This window comes from Variovorax sp. HJSM1_2 (assembly GCF_049316285.1).
GTDB lineage: Bacteria > Pseudomonadota > Gammaproteobacteria > Burkholderiales > Burkholderiaceae_C > Rhodoferax_B.
Genome location: NZ_JBMOXA010000005.1, coordinates 1 through 17,061, shown reverse-complemented (window position 1 = coordinate 17,061; position 17,061 = coordinate 1). Strand labels below are relative to the sequence as shown.

At 62.0% G+C, this 17,061-nt stretch carries 16 protein-coding genes and 3 tRNA genes; 8 read left to right on the top strand and 11 right to left on the bottom strand.

Annotated features, from left to right (window positions below):
- Nucleotides 1-7: 7 nt before the first annotated feature.
- The 11 genes from ACFQ95_RS06935 to ACFQ95_RS06885 all read right to left on the bottom strand — a co-directional run bounded on the left by ACFQ95_RS06935 (nt 8) and on the right by ACFQ95_RS06885 (nt 12,217).
- A complete protein-coding gene (locus tag ACFQ95_RS06935) occupies nt 8-1,042 on the bottom strand; it encodes an ABC transporter substrate-binding protein (RefSeq protein WP_422830113.1) in 1,035 nt (344 codons plus the stop codon).
- A 69-nt stretch (nt 1,043-1,111) separates the two neighbouring features.
- Complete coding sequence (locus ACFQ95_RS06930) at nt 1,112-1,891, bottom strand: inositol monophosphatase family protein (protein ID WP_422830112.1); 780 nt, start codon at nt 1,889-1,891, stop codon at nt 1,112-1,114.
- Nucleotides 1,888-2,715: a 5-deoxy-glucuronate isomerase gene (gene iolB, locus ACFQ95_RS06925; RefSeq protein ID WP_422830111.1), complete on the bottom strand. Its 828-nt coding sequence runs from the start codon at nt 2,713-2,715 to the stop codon at nt 1,888-1,890. Before iolB ends, ACFQ95_RS06930 begins: the two co-directional genes overlap by 4 nt.
- Before the next feature lies 1 nt (nt 2,716).
- Nucleotides 2,717-3,637 (bottom strand): myo-inosose-2 dehydratase, encoded by a 921-nt coding sequence (gene iolE, locus ACFQ95_RS06920; protein ID WP_422830110.1) that lies wholly within the window; start codon nt 3,635-3,637, stop codon nt 2,717-2,719.
- Between the two features lie 22 nt (nt 3,638-3,659).
- Complete coding sequence (gene iolD, locus ACFQ95_RS06915; RefSeq protein WP_422830109.1) at nt 3,660-5,540, bottom strand: 3D-(3,5/4)-trihydroxycyclohexane-1,2-dione acylhydrolase (decyclizing); 1,881 nt, start codon at nt 5,538-5,540, stop codon at nt 3,660-3,662.
- 24 nt (nt 5,541-5,564) lie between these two features.
- Nucleotides 5,565-7,514: a bifunctional 5-dehydro-2-deoxygluconokinase/5-dehydro-2-deoxyphosphogluconate aldolase gene (locus ACFQ95_RS06910; RefSeq protein ID WP_422830108.1), complete on the bottom strand. Its 1,950-nt coding sequence runs from the start codon at nt 7,512-7,514 to the stop codon at nt 5,565-5,567.
- A 134-nt stretch (nt 7,515-7,648) separates the two neighbouring features.
- Complete coding sequence (locus ACFQ95_RS06905; RefSeq protein WP_422830107.1) at nt 7,649-8,170, bottom strand: hypothetical protein; 522 nt, start codon at nt 8,168-8,170, stop codon at nt 7,649-7,651.
- On the bottom strand, nt 8,167-9,030 hold the full coding sequence (locus ACFQ95_RS06900) for an ABC transporter permease (RefSeq protein ID WP_422830106.1): 864 nt from the start codon (nt 9,028-9,030) through the stop codon (nt 8,167-8,169). Before ACFQ95_RS06900 ends, ACFQ95_RS06905 begins: the two co-directional genes overlap by 4 nt.
- Nucleotides 9,027-9,863 (bottom strand): ABC transporter permease, encoded by an 837-nt coding sequence (locus ACFQ95_RS06895; protein WP_422830105.1) that lies wholly within the window; start codon nt 9,861-9,863, stop codon nt 9,027-9,029. Before ACFQ95_RS06895 ends, ACFQ95_RS06900 begins: the two co-directional genes overlap by 4 nt.
- Nucleotides 9,864-9,892: 29 nt before the next feature.
- Nucleotides 9,893-11,044, bottom strand: a complete 1,152-nt coding sequence (locus ACFQ95_RS06890) for an extracellular solute-binding protein (RefSeq protein ID WP_422830104.1) — start codon at nt 11,042-11,044, stop codon at nt 9,893-9,895.
- Nucleotides 11,045-11,098: 54 nt separating this feature from the next.
- The gene (locus ACFQ95_RS06885) at nt 11,099-12,217 is read right to left on the bottom strand and encodes an ABC transporter ATP-binding protein (RefSeq protein WP_422830103.1); all 1,119 of its coding nucleotides are present in this window, start codon (nt 12,215-12,217) and stop codon (nt 11,099-11,101) included.
- A gap of 226 nt (nt 12,218-12,443) precedes the next feature.
- Here ACFQ95_RS06885 and ACFQ95_RS06880 point away from each other — a divergent pair, with 226 nt between their 5' ends.
- The 8 genes from ACFQ95_RS06880 to ACFQ95_RS06845 all read left to right on the top strand — a co-directional run.
- Nucleotides 12,444-13,400: a MurR/RpiR family transcriptional regulator gene (locus tag ACFQ95_RS06880; protein WP_422830102.1), complete on the top strand. Its 957-nt coding sequence runs from the start codon at nt 12,444-12,446 to the stop codon at nt 13,398-13,400.
- A 37-nt stretch (nt 13,401-13,437) separates the two neighbouring features.
- The gene (iolG, locus tag ACFQ95_RS06875; protein ID WP_422830101.1) at nt 13,438-14,436 is read left to right on the top strand and encodes an inositol 2-dehydrogenase; all 999 of its coding nucleotides are present in this window, start codon (nt 13,438-13,440) and stop codon (nt 14,434-14,436) included.
- A gap of 86 nt (nt 14,437-14,522) precedes the next feature.
- Complete coding sequence (gene trpC, locus ACFQ95_RS06870) at nt 14,523-15,320, top strand: indole-3-glycerol phosphate synthase TrpC (protein WP_422830100.1); 798 nt, start codon at nt 14,523-14,525, stop codon at nt 15,318-15,320.
- A gap of 36 nt (nt 15,321-15,356) precedes the next feature.
- Nucleotides 15,357-16,139 carry a uracil-DNA glycosylase gene (locus ACFQ95_RS06865; RefSeq protein WP_422830099.1) on the top strand — a complete coding sequence of 261 codons (783 nt, stop codon included), beginning with the start codon at nt 15,357-15,359 and terminating at the stop codon, nt 16,137-16,139.
- Nucleotides 16,140-16,295: 156 nt separating this feature from the next.
- Nucleotides 16,296-16,381 (top strand) — tRNA-Tyr (locus tag ACFQ95_RS06860).
- A gap of 88 nt (nt 16,382-16,469) precedes the next feature.
- Nucleotides 16,470-16,543 (top strand) — tRNA-Gly (locus tag ACFQ95_RS06855).
- Nucleotides 16,544-16,608: 65 nt separating this feature from the next.
- Nucleotides 16,609-16,683, top strand: a tRNA-Thr gene (locus tag ACFQ95_RS06850).
- Nucleotides 16,684-16,765: 82 nt separating this feature from the next.
- Nucleotides 16,766-17,061, top strand: a 296-nt coding sequence (locus tag ACFQ95_RS06845; protein WP_422830098.1) for a GTP-binding protein, incomplete at its 3' end; no start/stop codon positions are given.

Below are 17,061 nucleotides of genomic sequence, written 5' to 3'. Positions count from 1 at the left end.
GCGGCGCTTATTTAGGCAGCGCGCCAACGTCTTTGTCCCACTTGGTCAGCAGGCGTGTGCGCTCGGCCGAAGCACCGTATTTGGCGAAGTTGTAGTCGATCAGCTTGATGTCCTGCAGCTTTGGCGCCTGTGGTGGCGAGCTGGCGCTTTTGTTCGATGGCACCTGGTAAGAGTTGGCCTGCACCGCAATCGCCTGGGCCTCGGGCGTCAGCGCCCAGTCGTACCACTTCTTGGCGTTGGCCATGTTCTTCGCACCCTTGATGATGCTCATGCTGCCAATCTCGTAACCCGTGCCTTCGCAGGGCGCCACCACCTTCACAGGGGCGCCCGCCACGGCGTGGGTCACGGCATCGTGCAGGAAGGTGATGCCGATCAGGCTCTCGCCCGTGGCTGCGGCGCGCGCCGGGGCGGCACCCGACTTGGTGTACTGGTTGATGTTGCGGTGCAGTGCCTTCATGTAGTCGAAGGCCTTGTCTTCACCCATGATCTGCACCAGCGTGGCCAGCATGGTGTACGAGGTGCCAGAAGAATTGGGGTTGGCCACCTGCACTTCGTCTTTGAACTCGGGCTTGGTCAGGTCAGCCCAGCACTTGGGCTCGGACAGCTTGCGTTTCTTCAACTCGTCGGTGTTGTAGCTGAAGCCCAGCGCACCGGCGTAGATGCCCACGGTGCGGAACTTCGAGGCCTCGGCCTGCTTCACGGCCCAAGGTTGCAAATCAGCCAGCTTGGGCGATTTGTAGGCTTCGGTCAGGTTCTCCTCAGCGGCTTGTAAATGCGGGTCGCCCGTGCCGCCCCACCAGATGTCGCCACGCGGATTGGCGGCCTCGGCCTTGATTTGTGCGTAGGTCTCGCCCGAGCTCTTGCGCGTCATCGACACCTTGATGCCGGTGGCCTTCTCGAACGCTGCCACCATGGGGCGGCACCACTCCTCCTGCACATTGCAGTAGACCACCAGCTCTTCTGCCGCATAGGCAGAGGGGGCGGCAAACGTGCCCGCCGCCACAGCAGCAAGCGCCAGCATTTTGATGTTCAGAATCTTCATGGTTTTGTCTCTTTCTCTTTTGAATTTATCCACGACCCACTCACCCGAACGCACCACACCAGCGTAGTCCTATGTTCGCAAGTCAACACCCGTTAAAACACTGATTTCCTTGGCCAATGCCGCATTGGTGGCCAGCACGGCATTGCCTTGGCTCACGGCGTTGGCTGTCCAGAAGTTGTTGACATGGCCACCGGCTTCGGTCACCAGCAACAGACCGGCCGCCACGTCCCAGGCGTTGATATGGCCTTCGACATAAGCCTCGGAGCGGCCCGCCGCCACGTAGGCCAAACCCAGGGCACCCGAGCCCGCGCGGCGCACCGAGCAGCCCGCGTCCATGGCGTGTTGCACATAATCCATGAACACCGATGCGGGTTGCCGTGCCGACCAGCCGACCTCGATAGACGACTCGCTCATCTTCGCTACCGGGCTGACCTGCATGCGTTTGCCATTGCACCAGGCGCCCTGGCCGCGCTGGGCGATGAACAGCTCATCGGCCATGGGCGCGTAGATGGCACCGGCCTCCAACTGACCATCCACCAACAGGCCCAGCGAGATGCAGAAGTGTGGCATCTGGCGCGCGAAGTTGGCCGTGCCGTCTATGGGGTCGACGATCCACAGCCGCGTGGCGCTGACGTCGCCACCGTCTTCTTCGCCCAGCACCGCCTCGCCGGGAAAGTGTTTTTCTATCTGCGCGCGCACATAACGCTCTACCGCACCATCGGTTTCGGTCAGGTAGTCCTGCCGGCCTTTGAGGGAATACGCCGGGCGGTCGGGGGCATTAAACGCCTCACGCATCAACGCGCCAGCGCCGCGCACGATGTCTTCAATGGATTGGAGTAGCTTGTTCATTTTTTAAAAGGCAAAGGTGGGTTGGCCAGCATCCATTCATGTGCCGGGTCGTTCTTGAAGACCCAGAACCGATTCGGCCCGGCCATCACATTGAGGTAGTACAGGTCGTAGCCGTGCGGCGCCACCACCGGGTGGTAACCACGCGGCACCATCACCACGTCGTGGTCTTCCACGGCGCAGGCTTCGTCCAGGCTGCGGTCGTCGGTGTAGACACGCTGGAACGCAAAGCCTTGCGGCGGGTTCAGGCGGTGGTAGTAGGTCTCTTCCAGCTGCGTCTCGGTGGGCGGGGTTTCCTGGTCGTGTTTGTGTGGCGGGTAGCTGGACGAATGGCCGGCCGGCGTGATCACTTCCACCACCAGCAGATGGGCGGCACCGGGGTCGTCGTGCGGCAAGATGTCGCACACATAACGCGTGTTGCTGCCCGCGCCGCGCACGCTGCGGCGCATCCCGGCCGAATCGATAAGGCGGGCTTGGCGCGGCTGATCATCGGCCGGGGCGGTGCACAGCGCCACCTCGGCATCACGCTCGGCGGTGATACACACCGTTTGTTCGCGCGGCACAAACACGGCGGCGGGCGGCAGGTCGTCGAACACGCTGTTGCGTTGGCCCAGATGTTCAAACCTCTGGCCGTCCACGGCCACCTGCACCGTGCCCGTGAGCACCACGATGCACAACTCGTCGGCACCGGTTAACAGCGTCTCCACTTCACCGGCTTTCAAACGCAGGGCGCGGAAACCCACGTAGTGCCAACCGGCGCGCGCTGGTGTCACATTGACAATCTCGCGCCCTTCGCGGGCGGCTTTGGCGAGCAAGGGGCTGACCATCTCAGGCTCCTTTCGAAGATGCGTTGATGCCGTCGACCAAGGCACGCAGGGTGTCGAAACCCTTCTTTGCGTAGGCGTAGCTGGGTGCCACCGCCGGGTCTTGCTCGGCTTCGACCACCAGCCAGCCCTCGTAGCCAGCGGCGTGCAAGCTGCGCAACACCGCTTGGTAGTCGATCACACCATCACCCGGCACGGTGAAGCCGCCGTACAACACGCTGTTCAAAAAACTCCAGCCGTCGTTGCGCGCCTGGCTGATGACCTTGGGGCGTACATCTTTGCAGTGCACGTGCACCACACGTTTGACGTGGCGCTGCAGCAAACTGTTGGCGTCTACAGCGCCGCCGAAGTAGGCATGGCCGGTGTCAAACAGCAGGCCCACTTTGGCGGGGTCGGTCAGTTCCATCAAACGGTCCACGTCTTCGGGCGACTCGACGTACGCGCCCATGTGGTGGTGGTAGGCCAGCTTGATGCCGTAGGTGGACAGCAGGTGGGCGCCAAAGGCATTCAAGCGCTCGGCATAGGCCTGCCAAGCAGCATCACTGGCGAAGCGTGGGCGTTTGTGCAGAGGTGTGTCGATGTTGCCCTGTATGGTGCCGGCGCATTCGCCGTAGACCACCACCTTGACGTCGTTGTACTGCAGCTTTTCCATGTGGGCGCGGCAGCGTTGCACTTCGGCTTCGACCGTGTCTTCGCCCAGAAAGCCCGAGTACCAGCCAGACACACAGGCCAGACCAAACGCGTCGAGCTTGGCTTTCAGGCCCGGGCCGTCTTTGGGAAATTTATTGCCCAGCTCAAAACCTTCGTAGCCGATTTCCTTGCCTTCAGACAACGCCGTCTCTAGCGGTGTTTCGCCGCCGAGCGACGGCAGGTCGTCGTTCATCCAGCTCAAGGGGTTGACGCCAATGCGCACGTTCCAGGTCATGAGAGATCTTTCAAGAATGGATTCAAAGCCGTTGTTCTTTTTTGGCGGTCAGATAGTGGTCCAGGGCGCGTGCCACCTCGGCACGCTCCGACACCTCGGGTATCGCCACCTCCCACCAGCAACCGCCGTCTTCGGTGGTGCGGGTGTGTGTGGTGTCTATCACCAGCACCTGGGTTTTGCTGGCGGCGCGTGCGGCCGCCATGGCGGTCTTCAACTCGGCGACGTTGGCTACATACACGGCATCCGCGCCCAGGCTACGCGCGTGCATGGCGAAATCTATGCGTGGCGCGGGCGTAGCTTCGGGTGTGCAGTCGTCCAGCATGTTGTTGAAGCGGGCACCGCCCGAGGCCAGTTGCAGCCGCTGTATGCAGCCGAAGCCCTGGTTGTCTAGCACCACGATGATGAGCTTTTGCTGCAGCATCACCGAGGTGGCAATCTCGGAGTTCATCATCAGGTAGGAGCCATCACCCACCATCACAATCACTTCTTGCTGCGGCCGCGCCAGTTTCACGCCCAGGCCACCGGCAATCTCGTAACCCATACACGAGTAGCCGTATTCCATGTGGTAGTTGCCGGGGCCAGCGGCGCGCCAGAGCTTTTGCAGCTCGGCCGGCAAGGTGCCAGCGGCGCAGACCACCACGTCCTGGGTGTCGCTGCTGGGTGATGAATCACGCACGGCGCCAATCACTTCGGCGTCATAAGGCAGCAAGCTCTTGTCCTTTTCCAGCAGCGTGGTGCTGGTGATCTGCGTCACACGCTCGCGCCACTGCTGGCCACGCACTTTTGCCAGTTGTGTCCACGCGGCATCGGCGCGCCAGCCCTTCAGCGCTTCGAACAGTTGAGCCAGGCCCACACGCGCATCGGCCACCAGGCTGGTGCCGCCCCACTTGGCCGCATCCACAGGCTGCACGTTGAGGCCAATAATGCGCGCGGCGCTGAACAGGCTGTGCGAGCCCGTGGTGAAGTCTTGCAAACGTGTGCCAATCGCCAGCACCACATCGGCCTCACGCGCCAGCGCATTGGCACTGGGCGCACCACAGACACCAATGGCCCCCACGTTGAGCGGGTGATCCCAGGCCAGGCTGCTTTTGCCGCCCTGGGTTTCGACCACCGGCACACCAAATACTTCGGCCCACTGGCGCAGCCCATCCCAGGCCTGGCTGTAGAGCACACCACCACCGACCACCATCAACGGGCGCTGCGCGCTGCGCAGCAAGCTGGCCGCCGCCTGCAACTCGCGTACATCGGCAGGCGGACGGCGGAAGTAGACGGTGCTGGGCGCCAGGAAGGACGTGGGGCAATCAAATGCCTGGGTCTGCACGTCTTGCGGCAAAGCCAGGCAGACCGGGCCACAGTTGGCGGGGTCGGTCATCACCTGGATGGCGCGCGGCAGCGCGCTGAGGATTTGCTCGGGGCGCTGGATGCGGTCGAAGTAACGCGTGACGGGGCGGAAGGCATCGTTCACGCTCACGTCGCCGTGTTGAAAGTCTTCCAGTTGCTGCAGCACCGGGTCTGGCGCGCGCGAGCTGAAGCTGTCACCCGGCAGCAGCAACACCGGCAGGCGGTTGACATGGGCCAGCGCGGCCGCTGTCACCAGGTTGGTGGCGCCCGGACCTATGGAGGTGGTGACGGCCATGATGCGCTGACGAAACTGCGCTTTGGCGTAGGCGATGGCCGCATGCGCCATGGCCTGCTCGTTGTGCGCGCGCAGCGTGGGCAGTGCGGCGCGCTCGGCCCACAGGGCTTCGCCAATACCGGCCACATTGCCGTGGCCAAAAATCGAAAACACACCGGCGCAATAGGGCTGCAGGCTGCCGTCGGCCATTTCGATCTGCAGCGCGCTGAGGTGTTTCACCAGCGCCTGGGCCATGGTCAGGCGCTGCGTGGGGCTTTTGGTTTGCATGCTCTTACTCACCTTTAGTCGCCTTTACGCACCTTGGTGTGGGCGGCTGGCACGCCAGGCATCGACCAGCATTTCAAAATTACGCGCCACCTGCGACACCAGGCCGGCATCGTCCAGCGTGCCGGCAAGCCATTGCTGCGCGGGTGCGGCCCAGAGCGAGCGGCCCACCATAAAGCCTTTGACTATGGGGTTTTGCGCTTGGCTAAAACTCGCCGCCAACTCCTGCAGCGGCTGGTTCAACCCGAGGATGACCGCGCCACGGCATTGGGGGTCACGCGCGGTCACCAGTTGCGCCAAGGCCGCCCAGCCGGGCTCGCTCATGGGCGAGAGTTTCCACCATTCGGGCCGAATGCCCAGGTTGTAGATGCGTTGCACCGAGCGCAGCACGGCCGCGTCTTCGGTGCCGGCTGGCGTCATGGCCTTGGGGCAGATCACTTCCAGCAGCAACTCGTGGCCGCTGGTGCGTGTGGCCTCCCACAGCTCGGCCAGCTTCAGCTCCTGCTCCAGCCGCAGCTCGGGGGCGTCGTCGGGGTGGTAGTGCACCAGGCACTTCACCACCTGCTCGGCCGGCCACTGGTGCAGCGTGCTGCCTATGGAGCGTGTGCCGTCAAAACGCAGCGGGCGCGAGCTGGGCAGCTCCACCGGACGGCCCACCCACCAGCCGCGCCCGGTGGCGCTGGCCAGTGCATCGGCGCCGTAGTCGCCACCGTCGACCAGCACACCACCACGGCCCTGCAATTGGCGCGCGTGCTCCACCTGCGCGTAGGCTTTGACCAGCAGCTTCTTCAACGCTGGGATGCGGGTTTCACTCACACCGGCATGACGCGCCATGTCAAAAAACTGGCTGCGGTGGTCAAACGCCATCACATTGACCGACGGCCAGGCCTGCCGCGCGGCGGTAGTGCGGTGCAGGTGCGCCAGTTGGCGGTCGGCATCAACCTTGGGGTTGCGCTGGCCGCTGAGCCAATGCGCAATTTCTTCGGGTGTGGGCATGGCCGGTGCACAGGCGTGGCGCGACACCACGATGGCGCCGCACACATTGGCGGTGGCGGCGGCTTCGGCAAACGGCTGGCCGCGCAAGAAGCCGCTCATCAGCCCCGCAGCAAACGCATCGCCCGCGCCCAAGACGTTCATCACCTCGATGCGCTCGCCGCGCACGGTCTCGGCCTCTTCAATGCTGGCCGGCACGGCGCCAGGGATAAAACAGCAGCCCGCCGCACCGAGCTTCACCACCAGTGCGGCGGGCGTGACCTGGCGCACGGCGCGCAGCGAGGCCATCAGGTCGCCGGCCACACCACCGGCTATCAAAAACTCTTCTTCTGTGCCGATCAGCAGGTCAAACTGGGGCAACATGGCCTGCAGTTGCGCGGTGACCGCCGCGTCGGCCACAAAACGGTTGGCGCCTTCGCCGCGTTTGGTCAGCCCCCACAGCACCGGACGATAGTCGATGTCCAGCACACGCAAAACGCCATGTTTCTGCGCGTATTGCAGCGCCACCGTGGACGCCTCGCGCACCGTGGGCGCGCTGAGGTGTGTGCCGGTGATGAGCAAGGCGCGGCATTGGGCGATAAAAGCCTGGTCCAGCTGCTGGGCGTCTATGGCCATGTCGGCACAGTTTTCGCGGTAAAACAGCAGCGGGAAGGTATCGCGGTCTTTGAGGCCCAGCAACACCAGGCCGGTGAGGCGCTGCGGGTCAAGCTGGATTTGCGAGATGTCGCAGCCCTCACGCGCCAGTGTCTCTTGCAGAAAACGGCCCATCTGCTCGTCGCCGACACGCGAGATCATCGCGGCGCGCAAGCCCAGGCGCGCCACACCAAACGCAATATTGGCCGAACTGCCACCCAGGTATTTGGCAAAGCTGGACACATCTTCCAGCCGGGCACCCACTTGCTGCGCATACAGGTCGACCGCCAGGCGGCCCAGGCAGGCCAGATCGAAACGGCGGCCGGAGGGGATGGACAGGTTTGCGGTCATGAGGGTGAAATGGTGGAAGGTTGAGGCGGCTTGGCCTACAGCTTACCGAACACGCATGCAATTTTTCATCGTGTTTTCCATTAGAAAATATATTCTAATTTTGAAAAAATGACAGCCCACCTGGGTGACCCGTCTCAGAGATGGGCCAGGGGCGCGTCGAACACACAGCGCCAGTCGGCAATCGGTGTGTCTTTGGACGACAGGCAAACCGAGAGATGGTCGAAGTGGATGCTGCGGCCCATAAAACGCGCGCGCAGCGTATCGACCAGGGCCAGTTGTTGCGGCTGCACCTGGCCGTAAGCCAGGCTGATGTGTGGATAAGGCGACAAGCCCTGTGCCGTGCCAGACAAGTCTTGCGACTGTTGCTGCAGTCCGTCAAAAACGGCCTGGTCGGCAAAACGCAAAAACAGGCAGCGAAAGAAAAAGTCGCTGCGCTGCACGTCTAACACCGGCCAGGTTTGCGCCGAGCACGTGGCGGCCAGTTGGCGCGTGTGCGCCACCACCGTCTCCAGCGGTAACTCCAGGTCGCCCTGGATGGTGATGTGGGGCACAAAGCTGGGCTGGCCAAACTGCGGCGCCAGTTCGTGCACCAGCGCCTGCAGCATGGCCGCATCTGCAGCGCCGGGCATGAGCCAGATGGAATAGGCCGGCGTCATTTGCCCACACCCGACAACACGTCAGCCTTCAAAAAGCGCTCGACAAACAACATGAACAACACCGATGGCACCAATAACAAAAGCGCGGTGATCGAGGCGATCTGGTAGTTGCCTTCCAGCGCGGCGTTGAGCATGGTGAGTGGCAGCGTGCGCACATTGGGCACACCCACAAAAAAGGTGCCGGAGAACTCATCGAGCGAGATCAGGAACACAAAGATGGCGCTGGCCATCAGGCCCGGCGCGGCCAGCGGCAGCGACACCGTCAAAAACGCGCGCAAGGGTGATGCGCCGAGGTTGCGCGCAGCCTCCACCTGCTCGGTGCCTATGGCGGCAAAGGTGGCGGAAGCGATCCACACCGCAAACACCAGGCCCTGGATGGCGTGCACCAGCATCACCCCCGGAATGGTGCCGGTAAGCCCCAGGCCGTAGAAGATGCGCGCGATGTTGAGGTGCACCGCAATGGTGGGGAAGGCCTGCGGCAGCAGGAAGAACAGCAGGAACAGGCTGCGCAGCGGCAGGTCGCGTTTGGAAAGCGCGTAACCGGCCGGAATGGCGATGGCCAGGCTCAGCAGCACGGTGAGCACGGCAATCACCAGGCTGGTCCACAAGGCCTGCATGGCACCGGCTTCGGGCCGGAACACCTTGGTCCAGAACGCAAAACCCCAGCGCACCGGCAGCTTGGCCGGGAAGTACCAGGCTTCGGCCACGGTCCAGATCAGCATATTCAGCAGCGGGCCGAAGATGGCCACCGCCAGCAGGCCAATCAACAGGCCACGGAAGATGCCGCCCAGCGCTGGCGGCAAACGGAACCTGTGCCTATGCAAAGGGGGCAAGGAAGAAAGTGCGGTCGACAAACTCATCGCGGCTTGCCTCCTTCACGTATACCTTGGCGCAGGTAAAACCAGGCCGCCACACCACTCATGGCAAACGACACAAAACCCAGCGCGTTGGCCACGCCGTAGTCGCCATAGGAGTTGACGCGCCAGGCCATGTCCACGGTCAGCAAGGTGGGTGAACCGGCGACCAGCATCATGGGCACAGACAGCGCAGAAAGCATGGTGACAAACGACAGAATCAAGGCCACAAACACGGTGGACTGCACTTGCGGCACCACGATCTCCAACAAAATGCGCAAGCGCCCCGCGCCCAGGCCACGCGCGGACTCGATCATCGAGCGGTCCATGGAAGCCATGGCGCCACTGATCAACAACGCGGCAAACGGCAGTTGCTTCCACACAAAAGTGATGACCACACCGCGCCAATCAAGCAGGCTGATGGCGTGCAGGGGGTCGACCACACCTAGCGACATCAAGGCGTTGTTGAGCATGCCGTTTTTCGCCAGGAAGGTACGCATCAACTGCGCCGCCACCACAAACGGAATAAACAGCGGCCAGCGGTAGATCCAGCGCAGCAGCGACACGGCGCGCGGGTTCTCGCCCAGCGTGAGGTAGCCCGCAATGGCAATCGCCAACACACCGACCAGCGCCGTCGACAACACGGTGACACCCGCGGTCAAGGCGATGTCGCCGCCATACAGCGCGAAGGCTTTGTTGAAGTTGCTCAGGTCCCAGGTGCCGGTGGACTCGTTGCGGAACGCAAAGGCGAGTGACACCAGCAAAGGGTAGACAAACAGCAGGCCAACCATGACCACGGCCGGCGCCATCAGAAGCAGCGCCAGACCCAGCCTGCGCATGGGGGTGTCCCCGCTAGGCTTGATCACAATCAATTCTGAACTTGTGCTTCGTATTGTTCGCGCAGGTCTTTGAAGTAAGGCGCGAGTGGGAAGGGCTTGCCGTTCTTTGCCAGTTCAGCCGGTGTAATGTCAACAAACAGCGCGTTCCACACCTTGGGGTCGAGTGCGGGCTTGACCACGTTGGCATCGATGCCGGGGTACCAGTTGAAACGCTTGACTATGCCTTCTGCCTGCACTTCGGGGCTGGTGGCCAGCGCAATGAACTTCTTGGCCAGGTCAACATTCTTCGCCTTGGCGGGAATGGCGTAGTAATAAGGCTGGCCAGGCATGCCGGGCGACAAGATCTTCAGGCGCAGATTCGGCGCCAGGCGGCCTTCGGCCTTCCAGCTTTGGAACATGTCGACCCACACCGGGCCCATGGCGATTTCGCCACGGTTCAGCATGTCGAGTGTGCCGGCGTTGCCTGGGGTGAAGACAACTTGCTGGTTGAAGGTTTTGAGGTCGGCAAAGGCCTTCTTCCAACCAGCCGAGTTCTTCGCGTCGTACGGCCCCTGCTGCACCACGTCGGGGTTGCCGCCGTAGGCGTACATCCAGCCCACGATAAAGGCCACACCCGACATGCCGTTCTTCAAACCGTTGTAGCCAAAGGCCTTGGGGTTCTTGGCCACGAAGGCGCGCATTTCGTCGTACGAGCTGGGTGGGTTCTTCACCAGGTCGGGGTTGTAGGCGATGGCGGTTTGGCTCTCGAACATAGGCATCACGTAGCCATCGACGTTCACACCCAGCGCTTGTTTGGCCGACTGGCTGACCGCATATTTGCCGGTGGCAATGCTGTCGCGGTATTTCATCAGCAGGCCTTCCTGCACCATCTCGCCGGTTTTCTGCTGGTTGGGGATGACCACATCGGTGTCCCATGTGGCCACACCCGCGCTTTTTTGCGCCTGCAGCTTCTCCAACATCTTTTGCGAGCCCGCGTCATCCGGGCCGGTGCCGACCACACTGACCTTCACACCGGGATTCTGCTTTTCAAACAGCGGGCCCAGGTAGTCGGTGATGTAGTCGACCATGTTCTGCGAGCCACCGCTGATCACGTTCAGCGTGGTTTGCGCCTGGGCCAGGCCGCCCCAGGAACCCAGGGCAATGGCGATGGACATCGCCACGGAACGGTGCATCTTCTTCATGAAAACTCCTTCAGGAAATAAGTCAGTCAAAAAGTTTCGAAAATCAAACCTGGATCAAACGTGTGCCGCCGCCACACGTTGCGGATCGCGCGGGTAGACGTGCAAGGCGTCTGCGGGCACACATACGGTGACCTCGGCGCCGTGTGGTACGGCGCTGGGGTGATCGATAAAAAAGCTGCCGCTGGACGTGGCCACTTCGCAGCGGTAGCCACCACCCAGGTAGCTCACCTGGCTGATACGGCCCGGCAGTTGCAGAGCGCCATTCGGCTCGGATTGCTGCAATTGCAAAGAGGCGCGTTCGCTGCGGAAATGCACTTGCACCGCGCCCGAGACCACACGCTCGGCATCGGCCACGTGGACACTCTCGATACGCGTTTGAGGCACACCATCTGACGCGGGAACCTGCAACACCACACCGTCCCCCTGGCGCAAGGCCTGGCAATCGATGATGTTTTCAGCCCCCATGAACGAGGCCACGTAGGGCGAAGCGGGCCGTTGGAAAACGTCTTCGGGCGAGCCAATCTGCGCGATCTTGCCTTGGTCGAGCACCACCACCACATCGGCCATCACCATGGCTTCTTCGCGGTCGTGTGTCACCAGAATGGCGGTGAGGCCCAGGCGGCGTTGGATGGAGCGGATTTCGTGGCGCATCTGCAGGCGGATGCGCGCATCGAGGTTGGACAGAGGCTCGTCCAGCAGCAGGATTTCAGGCTCCACCGCCAGCGCGCGCCCCAGCGCCACGCGTTGGCGCTGGCCACCGGACAGGGCGGTGACCGGGCGGTCCTCAAAACCGGCCAAACCCAGCATGTCGAGCAAGGCACCGACACGGCGCCGAATCTCGGCCGGGGCCACCTTGCGCAGCTTCAGGCCGTAACCCATGTTCTGCCCCACGTTCATGTGTGACCACAGCGCGTACGACTGGAACACCATGGCCATGCCACGACGCTCGGGTGGCTCTGCCAGGATGTCGCGGCCCTTGACGGTAATGCTGCCGGCCGCTGCCGCGTTAAAACCCGACAGCGTGCGCAGCAACGTGGTCTTGCCACAACCCGAAGCCCCCAGCAGTGCAACAAAGCGGCCGGGCTCGATGTCCAGGTCAATACCCTTGAGCACTTCATTCGCGCCATAGGCCACGCGCAGGCCGCGCACGGAAATCATCGGTTGGGTGGGCATGGACTGAGGCGCCTTACTGGAATCTGCTGAACTCTGAAAAATGACACTAAGCGGTTTGCCCCATGGGCATTGCCACAGGACTGACACGTCAGCGTGGTGCAATCCTGCGGCTCGGCTATGGTCGCGAAAAATAATGTCCAAAGCGTGACAGAACCGAAAATAGTTGCATTAGAAAAAACACTTAGAATATTTTTTCTGTTTTCTAACTTCAGCAGGAGCCGCACCGTTGACCAAGCTCAAGCCTTCCAGCGCACGGCCTGCCAAGCCCACAGAGCGCAAGCGCACTGCAGCGGCCCCTAAAACCAAGCTCCCCGAGGTCTCCCCCGCCGAGCAATTGCTGCAGTCCATTCGCGAAGCGTTCGACTCGCTGAGCCGTCAGCTCAAGGTGATTGCGCGTTATGTGGAACAGCACCGCGACCACATCGGACTGGACCGCATCCAGGATGTGGCCGAGCGCTGCGGTGTGCAGCCCTCGGCGGTGATCCGGTTTGCCAAACACTTCGGCTTCTCGGGCTATACCGAGATGCAGAAGATCTTTCGCGATGGCATTGCCAAACAGATTGCGCCCAACCGCGACTACCAGGCCCGCATCCGCAGCCTGATTGAGGCCGCGCAAGGACAGTTGTCCAGCGCCGACATTGCGCACGAGTTCATAGGCGGCAGCATCGCCGGCATGCAGGAGTTGCAACGCGACCTGCACAGCACGGTGTTCGACGAAGCGGTGGCCATGCTGGTCGAGGCGCCCACCATCTGGGTGGCTGGCTCGCGCCGATCGTTTCCTGTGGCGACCTATCTGGTGTACGCACTGCAGCACACCGATAAACGTATTGAACTGCTGTCCGGCCTGGGCGGCATGAGCGAAGGCCAGCTACGTGGCCTGGGGCCGGACGATGTGATGGTGGTGGTGAGCTTCTCGCCCTATGCCGAAGAGTCTATGCAGTGCGCCCAAGCGGCCGTGGCCGCGGGTGCGCGCCTGATCGCCATCACCGACAGCCAGATGAGCCCACTGGCCGATCTGTCCAGCGCCACGCTGGTGGTGCCCGAGAGCGCTACGTTTGGCTTTCGCGCACTGACCAACACCATGTGCCTGGCGCAGAGCCTGTTCATCGCGCTGGCCTACCAGACCGAACTGGCCTACACCCCTGTTCCCCCCATCGCGGGTGGCCCGGTTCGTGAACTCTAAATTTCCAACAACAAACACATCAACGGAGACAAAAGAAATGAAAAACGTCGCACTGTTTGGCGCAGGCCGTATCGGCCGCATCCACGCGGGCAACCTCGCCGCCCTGCCGGGCATTCAACTCAAATATGTGTGCGACCCTGCTACGGCTGCAGCGGCAGACCTGGCGGGCCAACACGGCGCGCAGGTCAGCAGCGTAGACGCGGCGTTTGCCGACCCGTCGATTGACGTGGTGGCCATCGCTTCGTCCACCGACACCCACAGCGACCTGATCACCCGCGCCGCCCACGCCGGCAAACACATCTTTTGCGAGAAGCCGGTGGACTTGTCCGTCGCTCGCGCACAGGCCTGTGCCGACACGGTGAAAGCCGCTGGCGTGGCCTGCATGATTGGCTTTCAGCGACGCTTTGATCCCACCTTCAACGAAGCCCGCAGCCGTTTGGACCGGGGCGAGATTGGCACGCCCGAGATGCTGGTCGTCACCAGCCGCGACCCCGGTGCACCTCCAGCGGAATATCTGAAGGCCTCGGGCGGCATCTTCCGCGACATGTTGATCCACGACTTCGACATCTTCCGCTGGATTCTGTGTGTGGACGGCGACGAGGCTGACACCCTGCACGCCACCGGCTCGTGCCTGACCGACCCGGCCATCGCTGCCGTCGGCGACATCGATTGCACCGCCGTCACCATCCGCACCAAGGCCGGCCGCCTGGCGCAAATCAACACCTCGCGCCGCGCCGCCTACGGCTACGACCAGCGTTTTGAGGTGCTGGGCTCCACCGGCATGCTGCAATGCGGCAACCACCGCCCCAGCGAGGTGGTGCAGTCCGACGCCAAGGGTGTGCGCGCCGACACGCCGGAAAACTTCTTCCTGCAGCGCTACCGCGATGCCTACCGGCTGGAGATCACACACTTCTTTGAGTGCCTGCAGTCCGGCGCGCCGTTTCGCACCAGCATTGCCGATGGCGTGGCGGCGCAAAAGCTGGCGGACGCGGCGGCGCAATCACTGGCGCTAGGGCAGGTCGTCAAACTGAGTTGATCTCAGGCTCTCGGGCAATGATCTAATTGGGGCATCTGCCGTACCCTACGGCCTCCTCTGCCGAACGCCCCAATAGATCCAGAACCATGTCCGACATCCTGAACCAAATCGTTGAAGTCAAGCGCCAAGAGCTTGCCGCCGCCCAGAAACGCACCTCCCTCGCGGCCATGCGTGCCGACGCCGAATCGCGTGTGTTGACGCGCGATTTCGTCGGCGCCATCCGCAGCAAAATCGCTGCAGGCCAGGCGGCGGTGATTGCCGAAGTCAAAAAAGCCAGCCCCTCCAAAGGTGTGCTGCGCACCGGCGAGTTCATTCCGGCCGACATCGCGCAAAGCTACGCCGAGGGTGGCGCGGCCTGTTTGTCGGTGCTGACGGACCGCCAGTTCTTCCAAGGCCAGGTCGACTATTTGAAGCAAGCGCGCGCCTCGTGCCAACTGCCGGTGCTGCGCAAGGACTTCATGATCGACGCCTACCAAATCTACGAGTCGCGCGCCATGGGCGCTGACTGCATCTTGCTGATCGCCGCCATCCTGGACGACGCCCAAATGGCCGAGATGGAAGCCATCGCACGTACGCTGGACATGGCGGTGCTGGTGGAAGTGCACGACGGCGCGGAGCTGCAACGCGCGCTGAAACTGAAGACACCGCTGATAGGCATCAACAACCGCAACCTGCGCACCTTTGACGTCACGCTGGACACCACCCTCGCCCTGCGCAAGGAAGTTCCAGCGGAACGCATCCTGGTCACCGAAAGTGGCATCTTGGGTGCGGCTGATGTGCAGCGCATGCGCGAAGCCGACGTACACGCCTTCCTGGTGGGCGAGGCGTTTATGCGCGTGGCCGAGCCAGGCGAGGCCCTGGCCGAGATGTTTGGCACAAACTGATCTTTCGATCTTTGAAATTGTGAGCATGCCCCACTGATGCAGACTGCCCCACAGGCCAATTTGGCTTTTGACTTTCCTGAAGCCGAAAAACCGTCGTCAACACCGCGGCTCAGCACCTGGGCGCCGGAACAATGGCCAGTTGCCGCCGACTGGCAAGCTGCGGTTGACGCCTTTTTCAGCAGCCCCACCGGGCGCCAACTGGGCGCGTTTGTAAGCCAGCGCTTGACCGACGGCGCTGTGGTGTACCCACCCAGCCCGCTGCGTGCACTGGCGCTCACGCCGTTGCACAAGGTGCGCGTGGTCATCCTCGGCCAAGACCCATACCACGGACCGGGTCAGGCCGAAGGCTTGGCGTTCTCGGTGGCACCAGGCGTCAAAACACCGCCATCGCTGCGCAACATCTTCAAAGAGCTGCAAAAAGAAGCGCTGCTGCCCGCACTACCCGCCACCGGCTCACTCAAGGCCTGGGCCGAAGCTGGCGTGCTACTGCTCAACACCAGCCTGACAGTGGAAGATGGGCAGCCCGCAAGCCACGCAAAACGAGGCTGGGAAATCTTCACCGACAGCATTCTGGCGGCCGTCGCAGCCCAGGCGCCGGCTTGCGTCTATCTGCTGTGGGGCGCACACGCACAAGCCAAAGCGCCGCTGATAGAGCAAACCGCCAAGCAACATGGGCGCAAAGCCCTGTTACTGCAATCCAACCACCCCTCACCACTGTCGGCCAGCCGCCCACCCGTGCCTTTTCTCGGCTGCGGTCACTTCCTGCAGGCACAAGCCTGGCTGCAGGAGCAGAGCATCACCATGGACTGGCGGCTTTGATGCGCAGATGAATGTGAAGATGGTTGAGAAGACAAGAAGAAATCAACTTAGTTGAGCGCTCAGCCAGAAACGGCTCCGAAATCGCCTAGAATGGCGCCAATCGAAATGAAGTCATTTTGGCAATTCACCAAAATGTGCTATATTTCGAGGTTCGCTGGAGAGGTGGCCGAGTGGTTAATGGCAGCAGACTGTAAATCTGCCCTCTTACGAGTACGCTGGTTCGAATCCAGCCCTCTCCACCATCAACCTGGTTGATGAATGCGAAAGAATTGAAAGTATCGGCGGCGCTTGGATGCAACGCTTGGAGGCTACTCATTGTGGTACTTCTTTGCGGGAGTAGTTCAATGGTAGAACCCTAGCCTTCCAAGCTAATGACGCGGGTTCGATTCCCGTCTCCCGCTCCATGAGCGCCGAGCGATACGAAGAATGCAGGGTTTGTGCAAGCGGTTTGCACAAAGTACTTGTAAGTGCCCTTTTGGCTCAGTGGTAGAGCACTCCCTTGGTAAGGGAGAGGTCGCGGGTCCGATTCCCGCAAAGGGCACCAAATTTATTCCGCTTTGGTGTGCCGCACACAGACACCAGCGTTTGGTTGTTTGATTTAAGTTGTTTTTTTCGGAGCCGAAAAAATGGGAAAAGAAAAGTTTGAACGTACCAAGCCGCACGTCAACGTTGGCACGATTGGCCACGTCGACCACGGCAAGACCACGCTGACCGCAGCCATCACCACCGTTTTGGCGGCCAAGTTCGGCGGCCAAGCCAAGGCTTACGATCAGATCGACGCAGCTCCTGAAGAAAAGGCACGCGGCATCACGATCAACACCGCTCACGTGGAATACGAAACCGCCACGCGTCACTACGCTCACGTGGACTGCCCTGGCCACGCTGACTATGTGAAGAACATGATCACCGGCGCTGCCCAGAT